The 19,210-nt window shown below is 71.7% G+C and carries 17 protein-coding genes and 1 pseudogene; 11 read left to right on the top strand and 7 right to left on the bottom strand.

Going from position 1 to position 19,210, the window contains the following annotated elements; all coding sequences use genetic code 11:
• Positions 1 to 177: 177 nt before the first annotated feature.
• Complete coding sequence (locus ACIA8D_RS12105) at positions 178 to 1,386, top strand: glycoside hydrolase family 10 protein (protein WP_399231177.1); 1,209 nt, start codon at positions 178 to 180, stop codon at positions 1,384 to 1,386.
• A 195-nt stretch (positions 1,387 to 1,581) separates the two neighbouring features.
• Here ACIA8D_RS12105 and ACIA8D_RS12100 read toward each other — a convergent pair whose 3' ends face one another.
• Complete coding sequence (locus tag ACIA8D_RS12100) at positions 1,582 to 1,779, bottom strand: DUF1918 domain-containing protein (protein WP_399231175.1); 198 nt, start codon at positions 1,777 to 1,779, stop codon at positions 1,582 to 1,584.
• 87 nt (positions 1,780 to 1,866) lie between these two features.
• Positions 1,867 to 2,832: a DMT family transporter gene (locus tag ACIA8D_RS12095; RefSeq protein WP_399231173.1), complete on the bottom strand. Its 966-nt coding sequence runs from the start codon at positions 2,830 to 2,832 to the stop codon at positions 1,867 to 1,869.
• Here ACIA8D_RS12095 and ACIA8D_RS12090 point away from each other — a divergent pair.
• Positions 2,831 to 4,300: a PLP-dependent aminotransferase family protein gene (locus ACIA8D_RS12090; protein ID WP_399231171.1), complete on the top strand. Its 1,470-nt coding sequence runs from the start codon at positions 2,831 to 2,833 to the stop codon at positions 4,298 to 4,300. The two genes, ACIA8D_RS12095 and ACIA8D_RS12090, sit on opposite strands and share 2 nt — an antisense overlap.
• Before the next feature lie 10 nt (positions 4,301 to 4,310).
• Positions 4,311 to 4,742 (top strand): GNAT family N-acetyltransferase, encoded by a 432-nt coding sequence (locus ACIA8D_RS12085; RefSeq protein WP_399231169.1) that lies wholly within the window; start codon positions 4,311 to 4,313, stop codon positions 4,740 to 4,742.
• 115 nt (positions 4,743 to 4,857) lie between these two features.
• On the opposite strand, the gene ACIA8D_RS12080 is transcribed toward ACIA8D_RS12085, so the two are convergent.
• The gene (locus ACIA8D_RS12080; RefSeq protein WP_399231168.1) at positions 4,858 to 5,313 is read right to left on the bottom strand and encodes a DUF6314 family protein; all 456 of its coding nucleotides are present in this window, start codon (positions 5,311 to 5,313) and stop codon (positions 4,858 to 4,860) included.
• Between the two features lie 116 nt (positions 5,314 to 5,429).
• Here ACIA8D_RS12080 and ACIA8D_RS12075 point away from each other — a divergent pair.
• Positions 5,430 to 6,819 (top strand): annotated as a pseudogene (locus ACIA8D_RS12075) (carbohydrate binding domain-containing protein).
• A gap of 134 nt (positions 6,820 to 6,953) precedes the next feature.
• On the opposite strand, the gene ACIA8D_RS12070 reads toward ACIA8D_RS12075, so the two are convergent.
• Entirely contained in the window at positions 6,954 to 7,946 is a 993-nt protein-coding gene (locus ACIA8D_RS12070; protein WP_399231166.1) for an aldo/keto reductase, read from the bottom strand.
• 140 nt (positions 7,947 to 8,086) lie between these two features.
• On the opposite strand from ACIA8D_RS12070, the gene ACIA8D_RS12065 reads away from it, so the two are divergent.
• From ACIA8D_RS12065 to ACIA8D_RS12040, 6 genes are all read left to right on the top strand, one after another.
• On the top strand, positions 8,087 to 9,334 hold the full coding sequence (locus ACIA8D_RS12065) for a hypothetical protein (RefSeq protein ID WP_399231164.1): 1,248 nt from the start codon (positions 8,087 to 8,089) through the stop codon (positions 9,332 to 9,334).
• A 111-nt stretch (positions 9,335 to 9,445) separates the two neighbouring features.
• Positions 9,446 to 10,474, top strand: a complete 1,029-nt coding sequence (gene argC / locus ACIA8D_RS12060; protein WP_399231163.1) for an N-acetyl-gamma-glutamyl-phosphate reductase — start codon at positions 9,446 to 9,448, stop codon at positions 10,472 to 10,474.
• The gene (gene argJ, locus ACIA8D_RS12055; protein WP_399231161.1) at positions 10,471 to 11,622 is read left to right on the top strand and encodes a bifunctional glutamate N-acetyltransferase/amino-acid acetyltransferase ArgJ; all 1,152 of its coding nucleotides are present in this window, start codon (positions 10,471 to 10,473) and stop codon (positions 11,620 to 11,622) included. Before argC ends, argJ begins: the two co-directional genes overlap by 4 nt.
• Complete coding sequence (gene argB, locus ACIA8D_RS12050; RefSeq protein ID WP_399231159.1) at positions 11,619 to 12,602, top strand: acetylglutamate kinase; 984 nt, start codon at positions 11,619 to 11,621, stop codon at positions 12,600 to 12,602. The genes argJ and argB overlap by 4 nt, the downstream gene beginning before the upstream one ends.
• A complete protein-coding gene (locus ACIA8D_RS12045) occupies positions 12,599 to 13,795 on the top strand; it encodes an acetylornithine transaminase (protein ID WP_399231157.1) in 1,197 nt (398 codons plus the stop codon). The genes argB and ACIA8D_RS12045 overlap by 4 nt, the downstream gene beginning before the upstream one ends.
• Before the next feature lie 14 nt (positions 13,796 to 13,809).
• Positions 13,810 to 14,373, top strand: a complete 564-nt coding sequence (locus ACIA8D_RS12040; RefSeq protein WP_385759794.1) for an arginine repressor — start codon at positions 13,810 to 13,812, stop codon at positions 14,371 to 14,373.
• A gap of 61 nt (positions 14,374 to 14,434) precedes the next feature.
• Here ACIA8D_RS12040 and ACIA8D_RS12035 read toward each other — a convergent pair whose 3' ends face one another.
• The 3 genes from ACIA8D_RS12035 to ACIA8D_RS12025 are packed head-to-tail and all read right to left on the bottom strand — an operon-like array spanning position 14,435 to position 16,859.
• The gene (locus ACIA8D_RS12035) at positions 14,435 to 15,493 is read right to left on the bottom strand and encodes a bile acid:sodium symporter family protein (RefSeq protein WP_399231155.1); all 1,059 of its coding nucleotides are present in this window, start codon (positions 15,491 to 15,493) and stop codon (positions 14,435 to 14,437) included.
• Positions 15,494 to 15,539: 46 nt separating this feature from the next.
• Positions 15,540 to 16,268 (bottom strand): L,D-transpeptidase, encoded by a 729-nt coding sequence (locus ACIA8D_RS12030; protein ID WP_399231153.1) that lies wholly within the window; start codon positions 16,266 to 16,268, stop codon positions 15,540 to 15,542.
• Between the two features lie 3 nt (positions 16,269 to 16,271).
• Positions 16,272 to 16,859, bottom strand: a complete 588-nt coding sequence (locus ACIA8D_RS12025) for a pyridoxamine 5'-phosphate oxidase family protein (RefSeq protein WP_399231514.1) — start codon at positions 16,857 to 16,859, stop codon at positions 16,272 to 16,274.
• Between the two features lie 903 nt (positions 16,860 to 17,762).
• On the opposite strand from ACIA8D_RS12025, the gene argH reads away from it, so the two are divergent.
• Complete coding sequence (gene argH, locus ACIA8D_RS12020) at positions 17,763 to 19,190, top strand: argininosuccinate lyase (RefSeq protein WP_399231152.1); 1,428 nt, start codon at positions 17,763 to 17,765, stop codon at positions 19,188 to 19,190.
• Positions 19,191 to 19,210: the final 20 nt, after the last annotated feature.

The raw sequence follows: 19,210 nt of genomic DNA, 5'->3' as shown, positions 1-19,210 counted from the left end.
GGGTCCGTCACCTCGTGCCTTTCGCTCTTCTTCCGGGGACCATCGGTGCCAAGGGCACAGTGTCCTTCCGGGGGCTTCCGGATCCGCACGTTACCCCGTAGACATGAGTGGGGTGGAGCCCGGGTTAACGCCTGTTCATGCGGGCTCCACGGTGTCACAGGAGGTTGGGGGGAACCTATGGGACGTATCTCACGTATGTCGCGGCGCGGTTTCACGCTCGGGGCGGCCCTCGCGCTGACCGGCCTGGCGGCGGCGGACGCCGTCGCGTCGGTGCCGGTGCGCCGCGAGCTGCGGGGCATGTGGCTGGCCACGGTCGCGAACCGGGACTGGCCCTCGCGGGCGGGGCTGAGCGCCGCCGAGCAGCGCGCCGAGCTGATCGCGCACCTGGACACGGCCGTGCGCCGCCGGCTCAACACGGTGATCTTCCAGATCCGGCCGACCGCCGACGCCCTGTGGCCCTCCGAGCACGAACCGTGGTCCGCCGTCCTCACCGGAACGCAGGGGCAGGACCCCGGCTGGGACCCGCTGGGCACGGCGGTCGCCGAGGCGCACGCGCGCGGCCTGGAGCTGCACGCCTGGTGCAATCCCTACCGGATCGCCAATCACACGGACCCGAGCAGGCTGATCCCCACGCATCCGGCGCGGCTGCACCCCGAGTGGGTCGTCACCTACGGCGGCAAGCTCTACTACAACCCCGGCCTCCCGGAGGTCCGCCGCTTCGTCGTGGACGCGATGCTGGACGCGGTCGAGAAGTACCCCGTGGACGCCGTGCACTTCGACGACTACTTCTACCCGTATCCCGTCGCGGGCCAGACCTTCGACGACGACGAGGCCTACGTCGCGTACGGCGGCGGCTTCCCGGACCGGGCCGCCTGGCGGCGCGACAACATCGACCGGCTGATCCGGGAGATGGCGGCGCGGATCAAGAAGACCAGACCCCGGACCCGGTTCGGCATCAGCCCCTTCGGGGTGTGGCGCAACAAGGCGACCGACCCGCGGGGCTCCGACACCACGGCGGGCGTGCAGACGTACGACGACCTGCACGCGGACACCCGTAAATGGGTGCGCCGGGGGTGGATCGACTACATCTGCCCGCAGGTGTACTGGAACATCGGCTTCGCCGCCGCCGACTACGCGAAGCTCGTGCCGTGGTGGGCCAAGGTCGTACGGGGCACGGGCGTGCGTCTCTACATCGGCGAGGCGCTCTACAAGGCGGGCGATCCGGCGCAGCCCGCCGCCTGGCAGGACCCCGCCGAGCTGTCCCGACACCTCACGTTCGCGAACCGCTTCCCCGAGGTGCGCGGGCACGTCTACTTCTCGGCCAAGGAGGTCGGGCAGGACAGGAACGGGGCGATGGCCCGCGTCGTGGCGGACCACTACAACTAGGGCTTGTCGTTTGGATCAGGCCGGGCTCGCGGGGCCTGGCACGCACGCTCGCGGCGTTGTCGTCGGTCGACGACGCTCCGCGTCGCCTCCCTCCTCCGCCTTGCGATCGCACGCACCAGGCCCCGCTCCCTGATCCGGCCTGATCCAAACGACAAGCCCTAGGTCCTGTCGTTTGGATCAGGCCCTAGGGTCGGGTCAGGCCTGCTTGGTGGCCGGGTGTCGGACCACCGCGTCCGGGCCCGGCGACATGATCGCCTCGTGGCCGTCGTCGAACCGCACCCGGAACGGCGGATCGCCGTCCGCGCCGAGCACTTCGATGATCTGTGCCACCCGGTCGTGCCGGCCGACGATCCGGCCGTGCACCAGGAGCTGGTCGCCTACGGTTGCGCGCATCAGGAGTGACCTCCTCGACGGCTGTACGTACCGTGCGTGTGCGGCAAGTGTACGGCGGAGCAAGGGGGTTGGGACCCGGCCGGGGGTTCAGCCGCGCGCGCGTTGGGTGACCGCGATGCACAGCAGGACCGCCACCGCGGTGAGCGGCGCCGCGACCGGCAGCGTCTCGCCGAGCAGGGCGACCGACCACACGAGGGTCAACAGCGGCTGGGCGAGCTGGAGTTGGCTCGCCTTCGGGATGCCGATCAGCGCCATGCCCTTGTACCAGACGACCAGGCCGAGGAACTGCGAGCCGACCGCCACCCACAGCAGGCCGGCCACGGCGTGCCCGGTCAGGTGCACGGGCTCGTACGGCAGGGAGATCGCGGCGCCCGCCACGGCGAGCGGCAGGCACAGCACGAGCGCCCACGCGATGACCTGCCAGCCCGGCATCACGGACGCGAGCCGGCCGCCCTCGGTGTAGGCCGCCGCGCAGATCAGCAGCGCCGCGAACAGGAACAGGTCGGCCCGAGTGAGGGCGCCGCCGCTCTGCTGCACCGTGAATGCGATGACCGCGGCCGCGCCCACGCACGCGGCGATCCAGAACGTGCGCGAGGGGCGTGAACCCGTGCGTATCGACGAGAAGACGGCCGTGGTCAGCGGCAGCAGGCCGACCACCACCGCGGAGTGCGCGGTCGTCGCCGTCTCCAGGGCGAGCGTGGTGAGCAGCGGGAAGCCGACCACCACTCCGGCGGCGACGACGGCGAGGCCCGCCCAGTGTCGCCGCTCGGGCGGGCGGACGCGCAGGGCCAGCAGGCAGGCGCCCGCGACGAGCGCGGCCAGGGCGCAACGCACGCTGATCAGGGAGTAGGGGCCGAAGCCCTCCAGGCCCCAGGCCGTGGCGGGGAAGGTGAGCGAGAAGGACGTGACGCCGACGGCGGCGAGCAGGGTTCCGGTGAGCCTGCCCGGCCGCTCCGGAGGGGTGGGCGGGCAGGCCGCGCGGCCCGGTCGCTCGGCGACCACTGCCCGAACTGCTACCCGGTCCGGATCGATAGCGCTATTCTGTGCTCTCATGCAACAGAGTAGCAGCGTGTCCGAACTGGCGAAACAGCTCCGATCCGAGCTGAACCGCTACTCTCCGGGCGAAAAGCTGCCGTCGAGCCGCTCCCTGGTCGACCGCTTCAAGGTGAGCCCGGTGACGGTCTCCCGCGCGCTCGCCCAGCTCGCCGCCGAGGGCCTGGTCGTCACCCGCCCCGGGGCAGGCGCCTACCGGGCCGAGGCGCGGGCCTCGGCCGGGCCCGTCGGCGACACCTCCTGGCAGGAGCTCGCGCTGAGCGCCGACGCCGCGACGGAGGTCGTGCCGCGCGCCGTCGACGCGGCGGGCGTCCTGGTGACCCTCTCGCCGCCGCCACCCGGCGTCATCGAGCTCAACACCGGCTATCTGCATCCGGTCCTTCAACCGGGCGCCGCCATGTCCGCCGCCCTCGCACGCGCCGGACGGCGACCCGGCGCCTGGGCCAAGCCGCCCGTCGACGGCCTCCCCGAACTGCGCGAGTGGTTCGCGCGCGGCATCGGCGGGGCGGTCTCCGCGTCCGACGTGCTGATCACGTTCGGCGGGCAGTCGGCGCTGACCACGGCGCTGCGCGCGCTCGCGCCGCCCGGCGCCCCCGTCCTCGTCGAATCGCCCACGTACCCCGGCATGCTGGCGATCGCGCGGGCGGCGGGGCTTCGGCCCGTGCCGGTGCCGGTGGACCGGGACGGCGTGCGCCCCGAACTCCTCGCGCAGGCGTTCAGGGCGACCGGCGCCAAGCTCTTCGTGTGCCAGCCGCTGTTCCAGAACCCGACCGGCGCGATGCTCTTGCCCGAGCGCCGCCCCGAAGTGCTGCGCATCGCGCGCGAGGCCGGGGCCTTCATCGTCGAGGACGACTTCGTGCGCCGCCTCGTCCACGAGGACGCGGGACCGCTGCCGAGGCCGCTCGCGTCCGACGATCCCGACGGCGTGGTCGTCCACGTCTGCTCGCTCACCAAGGCGACGTCGCCGAGCCTGCGCATCGGCTGCCTCGCGGCCCGCGGCCCCGTCCTGGAACGGCTGCGCGCGATCCAGGTCGTCGACCACCTCTTCGTCCCGCGGCCCCTCCAGGAGGCCACGCTCGAACTCGTCGGGTCCCCGGCCTGGCCGCGCCATCTGCGCACGCTGGCGGGGGAGTTGAGGTCGCGCCGCGACATCCTGGCGGCCGCGGTCACCACGCACCTCCCCGGGCTCGACCTCACCCACATCCCGGCCGGTGGCTACCACCTGTGGCTGCGCCTGCCGGAGGGCAGCGACGAGGCGGCGCTGGTCGCGGGCGGCCTGCGCGCGGGCGTCGCCGTCGCCCCCGGCCGCCCGTATTTCTCGGCCGAACCCCCGGCGCCGCACATCCGGCTGAGCTTCGTGGGCGTCGCGACGACCGCCGAGATCACCGAGGGCGTGCGCCGTCTGAAGGCGGCCTGCGCGGAGGTACTGGCCCCGAATCCGCTCGACGCGCCCGCGTCCGACCTGTGAGGATCCCCGCATGACCAGCTCACTGCCCGACGGCTACGCGATATCGACCGACCCCGCCCGTATCGACGTGGACCGCGTCCACGCGTGGCTGTCCGAGGACGCGTACTGGGCGCTCGGCCGCCCGCGCGACAAGCAGGACAAGGCCATCACCGGTTCCCTCAACTTCGGCGTGTACGACGCCGCTTCGGGCGAACAGGTCGGCTACGCGCGGGTGGTCACGGACGAGGCGACGTTCGCCTGGCTCTGCGACGTGTACGTGGACCGCTCGGTGCGCGGCAAGGGCATCGGCAAGGCGATGGTGAGGTCGATCCGCGACCACCTCCAGCCGCTGGGCATCCGCCGCGTCCTCCTGGCGACGGAGGACGCGCACGGCGTGTACGAGGAGGTGGGCTTCGAGCGCCTGGAGCACCCGGAGCGGTGGATGGCGCTGTACTTCACCTGAGCCTTCGGGTGACTGGGGAGCGGTTCCGGCGCATCAAGCCCCTGCGGCGATTGAGCAGCGGGGTCCGGGGCGGAGCCCCGCGACCGCACCCCCGGCTCACCGGAACCGCCGGTCGTCACCCGGCACAGGGCTCGGCTCGGCGGTAGTCCGTCGTCAGCAGCAGGTCCTTGGCAGGCCCCCGCACACGCCACACGGTCCGCCACCGGCCCGCGTCGTACACGCTGAACTCGCCCCGGTAGAGATCGGCCGAGCAGGGGTGGTCGGCGACGTGCCGGCCCGACCGTAGATCCAGGTCATGGAAGAAGCGCCCGTCGGAGAAGCGCACGACGGCGGTACCGGGTTCCGCGCCCGGCAGGTAGTGGAGCGTGCGCTCGGCGGGCCGGGCGACCCCGTGCCACTCGAACGTCCCCGACTCGAAGTGCAGCAGCCCTTCCGCCTCTGCCGTGAAGCCGGTCGTCCCGGTGAACGTCCCCGTCGCGTCCGCCGCGAGGTCCCGCACCGTCCGCTCGACCCGCCAGCGCCCCGCGAGAAAGGCCAACACGTCGGAAACCGGCCAGACTTCGTCCGCCACGGACATCACTCCCGCTCACCTCTGCGCGAACCGTTGACGCGCGTACCGACGCTTTCTATCTTGCCGTTCGCAGTTTAGGACGTCGTACGGGATATCGAACACTGGGGAGTGTGCGTATGACGCATGGACGACACCGGCGCTGGAGATTCGGGCTCGGGGCCGCGGTGGGCTCCCTGCTGGTCGGCACCGCTGTACTGCCGAGCTCGGCCGCGGAGGCCGACGTCACCGACTACTCCGTCATCGTCGACCCGACCCGCTCGGGCCCGGCCATCGACGACACGATGTACGGCGTCTTCTTCGAGGACATCAACCGCGCCGCCGACGGCGGGCTCTACGCCTAACTCGTACAGAACCGGTCCTTCGAGTAATCCACCGCCGACAACAGCGGCTACACCCCGCTCACCGCCTGGAAGACGAGCGGCACGGCGAAGGTCGTCGACGACGGTGGACGGCTGGGCGACCGCAACCGCAACTACCTCTCGCTGGCCTCCGGCGCGAGCGCCACCAACTCCGGTTACGGCACCGGCTGCACCCTCAAGAAGGGCGAGGCGTACGACTTCTCGGTCTGGGCCCGCGGCGACTCAGGGCTCACCGTGACCCTCGGCGACGCCGACGGCGCCCTCGCCACGCCCCGCAAGATCCGGACGCGTGGCGGCTGGGCCCAGTACAGGGCGACGTTCACGCCGAGGCAGGACACCACGACGGGCCGCCTCACCGTCGCCACCACGGAGGACGCCGCGCTCGACATGGTGTCGCTCTTCCCGCGCGACAACGTACAAGGGCCGCAAGAACGGCCTGCGCAAGGACCTCGCCCAGAAGATCGCCGACCTGAAGCCCGGCTTCGTGCGCTTCCCCGGCGGCTGTCTCGTCAACACCGGCTCCATGAAGGGCTACGACGAGGCCTCCGGCTACGAGCGCAAGCGTTCGTACCAGTGGAAGGACACGGTCGGCCCGGTCGAGCAGCGCGCCACCAATGCCAACTTCTGGGGCTACAACCAGAGTTACGGACTCGGGTACTGCGAGTACTTCCAGTTCGCCGAGGACATCGGCGCGATGCCACTGCCCGTCGTCCCGGCCCTCGTCACCGGCTGCGGCCAGAACAGGGTCGTCTCCAAGTCCGGCTCGATCGAGACCGGCCGCGCCTACGACATCGACATCAAGGTGCGCGGCCGCCAGGTCACCCTCTACCTGGACGGCCAGGAGTGGGGCTCCTTCAAGGACGACAAGCCGGCCGAGCCGTTCCGCCAGGTCGTGACCAAGGACAAGAAGACCGGCGACCTGATCGTCAAGGTCGTCAACGCCCAGGACACCGCGGCCCGTACGAAGCTCGACCTCGGCGGCGCGAACGTCGCGCACTCGGCGTCGGGTGACGACGCTCAGCGCGGCACCCGACGCCGAGAACACGGCGACCGACCGTCCCGTGAAGCCGGTGACATCGACCTTCGACAGGGTGTCCGACAGGTTCACGGGAACTCGGTGACGTTCCTGAGGATCAAGAACGACTGAACCCCTCGGATCCTGAGGTGAGTTGACGCGCGCGGTGCCCGGCGGCACGGAGGGGAGCGGCCGGGACCCCCGTCGCCGCGCGCGTCACACTTGTCGTACGGCCCATGTCACCGCACTCGCAGGGGCGCTTCCACTCAGCCGTTCACGAACTTCATGCTGTTCGCGTCGTAGCGGTTGCCGGCCACCTCGGCCGCCGGGGCCGCCGCGTCGATCGCGGCCAGGTCGTCCGCGGTGAGGTCCAGCGTCGCGGCCGCCGCGTTCTCCTCCAGGTACTTCTGGCGGCGCGTGCCGGGGATCGGCACCACGTCGTCGCCCTGGTGCTGCACCCAGGCGAGGGCCAACTGGCCCGCCGTGACGCCCTTCTGGGCCGCGAGCTCCTCCAGGCGGGCGACGATCGCGAGATTGCGCTCCAGGTTGCCGTCCGTGAAGCGCGGCTGGTGGCGGCGCAGGTCGCCTTCCTGGAACTGCTCCGTCGACTTGTAGGCGCCGGTCAGGAAGCCGCGGCCCAGCGGGGAGAACGGCACGAGCCCGATGCCCAGTTCCCGGCACACCGGCAGGATCTCCGCCTCCAGGTCGCGTGTCCACAGCGAGAACTCGCTCTGCAGTGCCGCGATGGGATGCGTCGCGTACGCCTTGCGCAGGGTGTCGGGGCCCGCCTCGGAGAGACCGAGGTGGCGGACCTTGCCCTCCTTCACCAGCTCCGCCATGGCGCCCACGGTCTCCTCGATGGGCACGCTCCGGTCGACGCGGTGCAGGTAGTACAGGTCGATGTGGTCGACCCCGAGCCGGCGCAGCGAGGCCTCGCAGGCCTGGCGCACGTAGGCGGCGTCGCCGCGGATCTCGGTGGGCTCGCCGAGCTTGTTGGCGAAGCCGAACTTCGTGGCGACGACGGCCTGTTCGCGGCGGCCCGGCGCGGCGAGGGCGCGGCCGATCAGCTCCTCGTTGTGCCCGGTCCCGTAGAAGTCCGACGTGTCGAGCAGGGTGACACCGAGGTCGAGGGCGCGGTGGATCGTGCCGATCGACTGCTCGTCGTCGGACGGGCCGAAGCCGTGGCTCATGCCCATGCAGCCGAGGCCCTGCGCGGAGACGGAGAGCGTGCCCAGACGGCGAGTGGGAAGGTTCGACATGGGTGCTGCCTCCAGGTGTGGTGCCGGTGTCGTACGCGCTCGACCGTATGGCTTCGAGCGCACTCCAAGGCAAGCGATGCGCCCCCGGGTACGCTGCCATCGCGCCGGACACGCCGGCGGGGCGACAAGGGGGAGTGGTCATGGGCGCAGCGCGGATCCGGCGCAGAGGCGTGGCGGTGTGCGCCGCCCTCGGGGCCTCCCTGCTCGCCGCCGCGGGATGCGGGACGTCCGGCGGCGGGCACACGGAGGCGAAGGCGCCGTCCCCGTCCAAGGCTCACAACGACCACCAGGCCGACAAGGCCGCACTCTCCTGGAAGTTCGCGCACATCGCCGACTTCAACGGGGAGCTGACCGACGTCGCGGTCCTCGCCGAGGACGACATCTGGGCCACCGGCGCCGAGAACGACGGCGGCTACTCACCCCTGCTCCTGCACTACGACGGCGACCGATGGCGTCGCGAGCTGCTGCCCGACGCGCTCGGCGCCGGTGAGGGCTACCCGCCGACGCTGGAAGAGGCCGGCGACAAGACCCTGTGGATGCGGTCGGTGCCGCGCCAGGAAGGCGTCGCGCAGGAGGACGCGGAGGCGCCCAAGTGGGTCCAGTGGGACGGCACCCGCTGGTCCCCGGTGCCGAACCCGCCGCCAGGAGCGGCCGCCCATCTCGACGCCGCGTCCCGCGACGACATCTGGACGCTCACCGGCGAGCAGACCGCGGCCCACTGGGACGGCACCCGGTGGACCACGACCCGGCTCCCGTACCGGGTGGCCGACCTGGCCGTCGCAGGACCCGACGACGTGTGGGCGGTCGGCAGCCGCTCCACCGGGCCCGGTACGGAGACGGTGCACGGCGAGGCGTACGCCCAGCCTGCCTCCGCGCACTGGGACGGCACGTCCTGGAAGCCGGTGGACACGCCTGAGGCGCGTTTCGAGGAGCCGGTCCCGCCCGAGCCCGGCGCGGGCCTGAACCGGGTCGTCGCCCTCGAAGGCGGAGAGGTGCGGGCCTACGGCATCAACTCCTTCAACCACGGCGAGGGCGAGCCGGAGCCGCAGGACCAGTACATCCGGCTGCGCCGCGACGGCGCGGACTGGGCCGCCCAGGACCCGGCCCCCGGCCAGTGCGAGCTGCGGATCCCGGTCGGCCAGGACAAGGGCGGCCTCTTCCTCGACGGCAACTGGTACCTGACCGACGACAACCGCTGCGTGAAGATCAAACGCCAGCGTCTTCCCCTGTCGACCGGCGCCCGCGAGTCCTCGAACCAGCAGCTGTGGTTGAAGGAGATCCACCGGGTGCCCGGCGCCGACGCGTGGATCGGCGCCGGAAAGGTGGAGGTCATGCAGAGCGGCGACCCGTTCGGCGCGCCCGTCGTCGTACGCCTGGAGCGCGGCTGACCGCGTACGGCCCGTGCCGCCGCCTCCCGCGGTCCTCCCGCATCGATCAGGCCACTCGTTGCATAAACGTGCACAGCGACGTATAGTCATGCCATCCAAGAGGAGGGTTCCATGGCGGTACGCGCAGCAGTGGCGGGAGCGAGTGGATACGCGGGCGGCGAAGTGCTGCGCCTGCTGCTCTCGCACCCCGAGGTGGAGATCGGCGCCCTGACGGGCAACTCGAACGCGGGGCAGCGCCTGGGCTCCCTCCAGCCCCACCTCTTCCCGCTCGCCGACCGAGTCCTCCAGGAGACCGCGACGGAGGTGCTCGCCGGGCACGACGTCGTCTTCCTGGCGCTGCCGCACGGGCAGTCCGCCGCCGTCGCCGAGCAGCTCGGCCCGGACGTCCTCGTGGTCGACATGGGGGCCGACTTCCGGCTCAAGGACGCGGGCGACTGGGAGTCGTTCTACGGCTCCCCGCACGCCGGCACCTGGCCGTACGGCCTGCCCGAACTGCCGGGTGGCCGCGCCGCGTTGGAGGGGTCCAAGCGCATCGCGGTGCCCGGTTGCTACCCGACGGCCGTCTCGCTCGCCCTCGTCCCCGCGTACGCCGCGGGGCTCGTGGAGAGCGAGGCAGTGATTGTCGCCTCCTCCGGCACCTCCGGCGCGGGCAAGGCGGCCAAGCCGCACCTGCTCGGCAGCGAGGTCATGGGGAACATGTCGCCGTACGGCGTGGGCGGCGGGCACCGGCACACCCCCGAGATGATCCAGAACTTCAGCGCGGCGGCGGGGGAGCGGGTCTCCGTCTCCTTCACGCCGACGCTCGCGCCGATGCCCCGCGGCATCCTCGCCACGTGCAGCGCGAAGGCGAAGCCGGGCGTCACCGCCGACCAGGTGCGGGCCGCGTACGAGAAGGCGTACGGCGACGAGCCGTTCGTCCACCTGCTGCCCGAGGGCCAGTGGCCGCAGACGGCCGCGGTGTACGGGTCGAACGCCGCGCAGATCCAGGTCGCGTACGACGAAGCCGCCGGCCGCGTCATCGTGATCAGCGCCATCGACAACCTGACCAAGGGCACCGCCGGCGGTGCCATTCAATCCATGAACATCGCCCTCGGTCTCGACGAGACCACGGGGCTCTCGACGATCGGAGTCGCGCCGTGAGTGTGACGGCAGCCAAGGGATTCCAGGCCGCGGGCATCGCCGCCGGAATCAAGGACAGCGGGAACCCGGACCTGGCCCTCGTGGTCAACCGCGGCCCCCGCCTGGCGGCCGCGGGCGTGTTCACCTCCAACCGCGTCAAGGCGGCCCCGGTCCTGTGGTCCGAGCAGGTCCTCAAGGGCGGCCTCGTCTCCGCCGTCGTCCTCAACTCCGGTGGCGCCAACGCCTGCACGGGCCCCAAGGGCTTCCAGGACACGCACGCGACGGCCGAGAAGGTTGCCGAGGTGCTGGAGCTGAACGCCGGGGAAGTGGCCGTCGCGTCGACCGGCCTCATCGGCGAGCTGCTGCCCATGGACAAGGTGCTGCCGGGCGTGGACAAGGCCGCGTCCCAGCTCTCCGAGCACGGCGGCGAGAAGGCCGCCATCGCCATCAAGACCACCGACAGCGTGCACAAGACGGCGGTGCACCAGGGCGAGGGCTGGACCGTCGGCGGCATGGCCAAGGGCGCCGGCATGCTGGCTCCCGGCCTCGCCACGATGCTGGTCGTCCTCACCACGGACGCCGACCTCGACAGCGAGACCCTCGACAAGGCGCTGCGCGACGCCACCCGCGTCACCTTCGACCGGGTCGACTCCGACGGCTGCATGTCCACGAACGACACGGTGCTGCTGCTCGCCTCCGGCGCCGCCGAAGTCACCCCTCAGTACGAGGAGTTCGCCAACGCCGTGCGCCTCGTCTGCGACGACCTCGGCCGGCAGCTCATCGGCGACGCCGAGGGCGCCAGCAAGGACATCAAGGTCGAGGTGGTCAACGCCGCGAGCGAGGACGAGGCCGTCGAGGTCGGCCGCTCCATCGCCCGGAACAACCTCCTCAAGTGCGCCATCCACGGCGAGGACCCCAACTGGGGCCGGGTCCTGTCCGCCATCGGCACCACGAAGGCCACCTTCGAGCCGGACGAGCTGAACGTCGCGATCAACGGCGTATGGGTCTGCAAGAACGGCGGGGTCGGCGAGGACCGCGACAAGGTCGACATGCGCTACCGGGAGGTCGTCGTCACCGCCGACCTCGCCGCGGGCACCGAGACCGCGACGATCTGGACCAACGACCTGACCGCCGACTACGTCCACGAGAACAGCGCGTACTCCTCATGAGCGAGACCACAGCGGCCGGCGAGCCCGGCGAGCCGAAGGAGACCAAGGCGACCGGTGCGCGCAAGCACACCGCGCTGCCCAAGGCCCAGACGCTCATCGAGGCGCTGCCCTGGCTGACCCGGCACAACGGCAAGACGGTCGTCATCAAGTTCGGCGGCAACGCCATGATCGACGAGGACCTGAAGGCCGCCTTCGCACAGGACGTCGTCTTCCTGCACCACGCGGGGCTCAAGCCCGTCGTGGTGCACGGCGGCGGCCCGCAGATCAGCAGGGCGCTCGACCGGCACGGCATCGTCAGCGAGTTCAAGGCGGGCCTTCGGGTCACCACCGAGGACGCCATGGACGTCGTACGGATGGTGCTCGCCGGACAGGTGCAGCGCGAGCTGGTCGGCCTGCTCAACCAGCACGGGCCGCTCGCCGTCGGCATCACCGGCGAGGACGCGCACACCATCACCGCCACCAAGCACCAGCCCCGCATCGAGGGCGAGCTGGTCGACATCGGCCGCGTCGGGGAGATCACCGAGATCGACACCGGCGCCATCGAGGCCCTGCTCGCCGACGGCCGGATCCCGGTCGTCTCCTCGATCGCCCGTTCCCAGGACGACTCGCATGTCTACAACGTCAATGCTGATACGGCGGCTGCGGCACTCGCTGCTGCGCTGGACGCCGAGACGCTGATGGTGCTGACCGACGTCGAGGGCCTCTACGAGGACTGGCCGAACTCCGACGAGGTCATCAGTCGGCTCACCGCCACCGAACTCGAGAAGCTGCTCCCGGAGCTGGCGAGCGGCATGGTCCCGAAGATGGAGGGCTGCCTGCATGCCGTGCGCAACGGCGTGCACACGGCCCGCGTCATCGACGGGCGGGTCCAGCACTCGATCCTGCTGGAGATCTTCACCGACGAAGGCATCGGCACGATGGTCATCGCCGACCAAGAGGGCGACACAGAGGGCGATACCGAGGGGGAGGACAACTCGTGACCACCAACCAGGAGTTGACGGAGCGCTGGCAGGGCGCCCTGATGAACAACTACGGCACCCCGCGGCTGCCGCTGGTCAAGGGCGCGGGCGCCAAGCTGTGGGACGCCGACGGCAAGGAGTACCTGGACTTCGTCGGCGGCATCGCGGTCAATGCGCTCGGCCACGCCCACCCGGCGATCGTCGACGCCGTCTCCACGCAGATCGCCTCCCTCGGTCACGTCTCGAACCTCTTCGTGGCCGAACCGCCGGTCGCGCTCGCCGAGCGGCTGCTCCAGCTCTTCGGCCGGGACGGCGCGGTCTTCTTCTGCAACTCGGGCGCCGAGGCCAACGAGGGCGCGTTCAAGATCGGCCGGCTCACGGGCCGGACGCACATGGTCGCCACGACCGGCGGCTTCCACGGCCGCACGATGGGCTCCCTCGCGCTCACCGGCCAGCCCGGCAAGCAGGACGGCTTCACGCCGATGCCCGGCGACGTCACGCACGTGCCGTACGGGGACGTGGACGCGCTCAGGGCCGCGGTCACCGAGGAGACGGCCTTCGTCATCATCGAGCCGATCCAGGGTGAGAACGGCGTGGTGGTGCCCCCGGCCGGCTACCTGAAGGCGGCCCGCGAGATCACCCGCGCCACCGGCACCCTGCTCGTGCTCGACGAGGTGCAGACGGGCGTCGGCCGGACCGGGCACTGGTTCGCGTACCAGGCGGAGGAGGGCATCGACCCCGACGTCGTGACGCTCGCCAAGGGCCTCGGTGGCGGCCTCCCGCTCGGCGCCACCATCGCCTTCGGCGAGACCGCGAAGCTCCTCAAGCCCGGACAGCACGGCACGACGTTCGGCGGCAATCCGATCGCGTGCGCGGCGGGCCTCGCCGTCCTCGACACCATCGCGGGCGACGGCCTCCTGGAGAACACCAAGGCCGTCGGCGAGCGCATCAAGGCCGGCGTCGAGGCCCTCGGCCACCCGCTGGTCGGCCATGTCAGGGGCGCGGGCCTGCTGCTGGGTATCGTGCTCACCGGGCCGCGCGCACCGCAGGTGCAGCAGGCGGCCCAGGACGCGGGCTTCCTGGTGAACGCGCCCGCACCCGACGTCGTCCGGCTCATGCCGCCGCTGAACCTGAGCGACGCCGAGGCGGACGCGTTCCTCGCGGCGCTGCCCGCCGTACTGGACACGGCCGCCGAGGACGAAGGACGAGCCTGAGGAATGGGACGACGATGAGCAGCAAAGCGGAGAGAGACGTAGCCGCGGCCACCAACCTCGCGCACGCGGCGGCGGCAGCGGTGCCGCAGACCCGCGCCGCGCGACACCGCCGCATAGTGGACATCCTCAACCGTCAACCGGTGCGTTCCCAGAGCCAGTTGGCCAAGCTGCTGTCCGACGACGGCCTCACGGTCACGCAGGCGACGCTCTCCCGCGACCTGGACGAGCTGGGCGCGGTCAAGATCCGCAACACCGGTGGTGAGCTGATCTACGCCGTGCCCAGCGAGGGCGGCTTCCGCACCCCCCAGGCCCCGCTCGGCGAATCGGCCAAGGAGGAGCGGATGCGCCGCTTGGCCGGCGAGCTGCTCATCTCGGCGGAGGCCTCGGCGAATCTGGTGGTGCTGCGCACGCCGCCGGGCGCGGCCCAGTTCCTCGCCTCCGCGATCGACCAGGCCGAACTGCACGTGATCCTCGGCACGATCGCGGGCGACGACACGGTGATGCTGATCAGCCGGGACCCGGCGGGCGGCCAGTCCCTGGCCGACCACATGCTCCGCCTGGCGCAGAACGAGCACTGAGCGCTGCCCGTATGCGAAGGGGGCGGGTACCGGCCGGTACCCGCCCCCTTCGCATACGCGTCTACGAGCTGGTGGCCTCCGCGGCCGAGGCCTCCGCGCGCCGCGCCCGGTACGACATCCACGCCGCGACCAGCGCGCCCGACACGTTGTGCCAGACGGAGAAGACGGCGGCGGGCAGCGCGGCCAGCGGGCTGAAGTGGGCCGTGGCCAGGGACGCCGCGAGGCCCGAGTTCTGCATGCCGACCTCGAAGGCCATGGCGCGCGACGCGGGCTTGCCGAGCCGGCCGAGCTTTCCGGCGCTGTAGCCGAGCGCGAGCCCGAGACCGTTGTGCAGCACCACCGCGACCACGACGAGGGCGGCGGCCGACTTGATGGCGTCGGCGCTGCCCGCCACCACCACGGCCACGATCACGGCGATGGTCAGCGCGGACAGCCAGGGCAGCACCTTGAGGAGCCGGTCCACGTACCGGCCGAGCACGAGACGCACGACCAGGCCCGCGATCACCGGCAGCAGCACGGTCTTGAGGATGTCCGTCATCATCGACCCGGCGTCCACCGGCAGGTACGCGCCCGCGAGCAGCAGCGTCAGGGGCGGCGTGATGAGCGGGGCGAGCACCGTGGAGACGGTCGCCACGGACACCGACAGGGCGACGTCGCCGCGCGCCAGATAGGTCACGACGTTGGACGCGGTGCCGCTGGGCGCGCAGCCGACGAGGATGACACCGGCCGCCAACTGCGGGGACAGGCCCAGCGCGTGGGCGATGGCCCAGCCGAGCCCCGGCATGATCACGTAGTGCGCGACGAGGCCGAGCCCCACGGCCCAGGGCCGCTGCGCGACACCCTTGAAGTCCGTGAGCGTCATGGTGAGGCCCATGCAGAACATCACGACGCCCAGCAGATAGGGCACGTTCGTGCCCCAACCCGCGAAGGTGCCGGGGGAGGTGAGCCCCCAGGCGCCCGCGACGAGGACCAGTACGGGGAAGACGGTGACCGCGAGTCGGGCGGCGCGGTCGGTGGCCCCGTTTTCCGCGGCTGCCTCGCCTGCGGTCCCGGCCGTGGTCTCGGCCGCGGTGTCCGCTTCGGGGGAGGCGGGGGACGTCTGTTCGGATTCGCTTCGCACCGGGCGATGCAACGCCCCCGCGCCGAACGCGCGCAACCCCGTCTCGTTATGTGGTCCTTACACGGGACAGCGCCGTGGCGCCGCCCGCCGTCCCGATCGCGAGGTGCGGGGACCGGTCGGGGCGCACCCACGTCAGGATCCGGCGCATCGCGTCCTTCGGTACGGACACGCAGCCGGCCGTGGCCCCGCGTCCGTTGACGTGCAGGAAGATTCCGGCGCCGCGGCCGTGCACGGGGCGGTGGTAGTTGAAGCCGACCACGAGCGCGTGCGCGTACTGCGTCGCGTAGTCGGCCAGGTGCTCGGACTCGGCGGCGCGGCAGTCGCGGGGGCGCGGCTCGGTCCAGCGGTTGTACGAGCGGGAGGCGTTGTCCTGGCACCACCAGGAGTCGCGGTGCACACGTCGGTACGTCGTCGTGGTGCCCTCGGGCGCCGCCTCGACGCCGAACGCGAAGGGCAGGTCGTAGATGCCGGTCGGTGTCGTGTTGGTGCTCTGTTTGCGCTTGGCGCCCGCCACGAGCCCCTTCGCCCCGAACCGCGCGGGCGCCGAACCGGCTTTCACCCAGCGGCCGCTCGCGTCCCGGTCCCACCACGTGACGGTGCCCGTGGTCGACGACGTGCGGGGTGCTTGCGCGGTGATCAGCTGGCGGCCGCCGCCGGTGTCCGCCATGCGGGCGGGCAGCGGGTCGGCGGCGGGAGCGGCGGAGGCGGAGGGGGCCGCACCGAGGGCGGCGCAGGCGGCGACGGCGGTGGCGATACCTGCTCGAAAGGGGCGCATGGGTCAGAACGTAGCGGGCGGCAGCGGCAACGGCAGCCCGGGCAGGCCGTCCAGGCTCTCCGCGATGTGCTCCTTCTTCTGGAAGTACGCGTCGAGCCCGGCGTCGTCCTCCCGCGCGAACCGCTTGCCGTGCAGGTCTCGGTCCTCGTCGTACGTCATGAAGGGCACGGCGTAGCCGCAGGTGTCGCGGATGTGTTCGGCGTGCACGACGATGACCGCCCGCAGGCCGTTGCGGGTCGGGTCGATGTCCGGGAAGCGGGCGACCAGGCCGGCGAAGCGCGGGTCGTCGCGGAACACGGGCTCGCCGCGGCCGTGCACCCGGACGATGTTCGGCGGGCCCTGGAACGCGCACCACATCAACGTGATCCGGCCGTTCTCGCGCAGATGGGCGATGGTCTCCGCGTTGGAGCCGGCGAAGTCCAGGTACGCGACGGTCCGTTCGTCGAGCACCGCGAAGGAGCCCTTGAGGCCCTTGGGGGAGAGGTTGACCGTCCCGTCGTCGGAGAGCGGGGCGGTGGCGGTGAAGAAGACCGGCTGGTCCTCGATGAACGTGCGCAGTCGACCCTCTATGCGTTCATGACTTTTTCCCATACCGGGATCATGCCCCGTTCGCGTCTCTTGCGTGGTGGGTGTCCGCACGGCGAAATATCCGACGGTCAACAGCAGTGCGCAGCCCGCGAGTTGGAGCGGTGCGGGACGTTCGCCGAGGGCCGCGGCACCGCAGACGAGCGCGCCCACCGGAGTGAGCAGGAGCAGCACGGCGCCGACATGGCTCGCCAGCCGAGGGGAGTGCACCGCGACGAGCAGCCGGCCGGTCACGCCGCTGGTCAGCGAGGCCCCGGCCAGCCACCCGACGGCGGCCCACCCCGGCGCGAACTCGACGCCGGACCACAGCGCCCCGGCCCCCAGCGAGACGAGGGTCGCGGACGCGGTGACGGGCAGGTGCGTCTGCCGCACCTGCCCGGAGAGCCCGCCGCGCCGCAGGAAGAGGAACCCCGAGTAGCAGAGCGCGGCGAGCAGCGCGTGCACGGTGCCCAGGAGCGGCTCGGCGCCGACCGGGTCCACAGCAGCATGTCGCCCGCGAACAGTGCTCCGGCCGCCGCCGCGAGCACGAGATGGCGGGCGCCCGGCGGCCCCTCCCTGCGCCGCTCCGGCACGCAAAGCAGGGCGAGCAGCGGCAGGGCCGGCGCGCAGCGCAGGTGCGAGGCCGTGCCCGGAGACGTGCCGGAGAGGTCGATGAGGACGGGAGCGAGGGAGAGTGAGAGCCCACCGGCGCCCATGCCGACCAGGGCGCGGGTGCGCGTCGGGGCGCCGAGCCGCTCGATCACGACACCGCCGGGTACCACGCATCCGGACCGTCATGCGTGCCGTCCGCGGCGCCGACGCCCAGGCCGGTCACCCAGGGCGATTGACGAAACATGCAGCACCCTGCATAATCATGCACAGCGACAAACGCACCGGCATTCAGATCCACCGGCCCGAGGAGCAGAGCACGTGAGCAGCAACACCGGCGATGTCCGCCTCTGGGGCGGCCGGTTCGCCGACGGCCCGGCCGAGGCCCTGGCGAAACTCTCCGCCTCCGTCCACTTCGACTGGCGCCTCGCCCCGTACGACATCGCGGGCTCCCGTGCCCACGCGCGCGTGCTGAACAAGGCGGGCCTGCTCACCGAGGATGAGCTGACCCGCATGATCGCCGGCCTCGACCAGCTGGAGACGGACGTCGCGGACGGCTCCTTCGTCGGCACGATCGCCGACGAGGACGTGCACACCGCCCTGGAGCGCGGCCTCCTGGAGCGTCTCGGCCCGGACCTCGGCGGCAAGCTGCGCGCGGGCCGCTCGCGCAACGACCAGGTGGCGACGCTCTTCCGGATGTACCTGCGCGACGAGGCCCGCGTCATCGGCGGCCTCATCGCCGACCTCCAGGAGGCCCTCGTCGGCCTCGCCGAGGCGCACCCGGACACCGCGATGCCCGGCCGTACGCACCTCCAGCACGCCCAGCCCGTGCTCTTCGCGCACCACGTCCTGGCGCACGTCCAGTCCCTGTCCCGGGACGCGGAGCGGCTGCGCCAGTGGGACGAGCGGACGGCGGTTTCGCCGTACGGCTCCGGCGCCCTGGCCGGCAGCAGCCTCGGTCTCGACCCGGAGGCGGTGGCGCGGGACCTCGGCTTCGAGCACGGCAGCTCCGCCAATTCCATCGACGGCACGGCCTCCCGCGACTTCGTCGCCGAGTTCACCTTCATCACTGCGATGATCGGCGTGAACATCTCGCGGATCGCCGAGGAGATCATCCTGTGGAACACGAAGGAGTTCTCCTTCGTCACGCTCCACGACGCCTTCTCCACCGGCTCGTCGATCATGCCGCAGAAGAAGAACCCGGACATCGCGGAGCTGGCGCGCGGCAAGTCGGGCCGCCTCATCGGCAACCTCACGGGCCTGATGGCGACGCTCAAGGCGCTGCCGCTCGCGTACAACCGTGACCTCCAGGAGGACAAGGAGCCGGTCTTCGACTCCTGCGACCAATTGGCTCTGCTGCTCCCGGCGTTCACCGGCATGATGGCGACGCTCACGGTCAACCGGGAGCGCATGGAGGAGCTGGCCCCGGCCGGCTTCTCGCTCGCCACGGACATCGCCGAGTGGCTGGTCAAGCAGGGCGTGCCGTTCCGTGTGGCGCACGATGTCGCGGGCGAGTGCGTCAAGGTCGCGGAGTCCGAGAGCAAGGAGCTCGACGACCTCACGGACGAGCAGTTCGCCAAGATCTCCGAGCACCTCAGCCCCGAGGTCCGCACGGTGCTCAACGTTCCGGGCGCCCTGGCCTCCCGCTCGGGCCGCGGCGGCACGGCGCCGAGCGCGGTCGCCGTCCAGCTCGCCGAGGTCAAGCAGGACCTGTCGGTGCAGCGGACCTGGGCCGACGCGAAGAAGTAACCCCGCACGCACACCGAAGG

The sequence above is a fragment of the Streptomyces sp. NPDC051684 genome (assembly GCF_044453445.1).
Lineage (GTDB): Bacteria > Actinomycetota > Actinomycetes > Streptomycetales > Streptomycetaceae > Streptomyces.
This window is presented reverse-complemented; position numbering and strand designations above follow the sequence as displayed.

Coding starts and splice junctions, on each gene's coding strand:
- ACIA8D_RS12090 (WP_399231171.1), top strand. CDS start 2,831: ATGCAACAGAGTAGCAGCGTGTCCGAACTGGCGAAACAGCTCCGATCC.
- ACIA8D_RS12085 (WP_399231169.1), top strand. CDS start 4,311: ATGACCAGCTCACTGCCCGACGGCTACGCGATATCGACCGACCCCGCC.
- ACIA8D_RS12065 (WP_399231164.1), top strand. CDS start 8,087: ATGGGCGCAGCGCGGATCCGGCGCAGAGGCGTGGCGGTGTGCGCCGCC.
- ACIA8D_RS12025 (WP_399231514.1), bottom strand. CDS start 16,859: ATGGGAAAAAGTCATGAACGCATAGAGGGTCGACTGCGCACGTTCATC.
- argC (WP_399231163.1), top strand. CDS start 9,446: ATGGCGGTACGCGCAGCAGTGGCGGGAGCGAGTGGATACGCGGGCGGC.
- argB (WP_399231159.1), top strand. CDS start 11,619: ATGAGCGAGACCACAGCGGCCGGCGAGCCCGGCGAGCCGAAGGAGACC.
- ACIA8D_RS12100 (WP_399231175.1), bottom strand. CDS start 1,779: ATGCGCGCAACCGTAGGCGACCAGCTCCTGGTGCACGGCCGGATCGTC.
- ACIA8D_RS12095 (WP_399231173.1), bottom strand. CDS start 2,832: ATGAGAGCACAGAATAGCGCTATCGATCCGGACCGGGTAGCAGTTCGG.
- ACIA8D_RS12105 (WP_399231177.1), top strand. CDS start 178: ATGGGACGTATCTCACGTATGTCGCGGCGCGGTTTCACGCTCGGGGCG.
- ACIA8D_RS12040 (WP_385759794.1), top strand. CDS start 13,810: ATGAGCAGCAAAGCGGAGAGAGACGTAGCCGCGGCCACCAACCTCGCG.
- ACIA8D_RS12070 (WP_399231166.1), bottom strand. CDS start 7,946: ATGTCGAACCTTCCCACTCGCCGTCTGGGCACGCTCTCCGTCTCCGCG.
- ACIA8D_RS12030 (WP_399231153.1), bottom strand. CDS start 16,268: ATGCGCCCCTTTCGAGCAGGTATCGCCACCGCCGTCGCCGCCTGCGCC.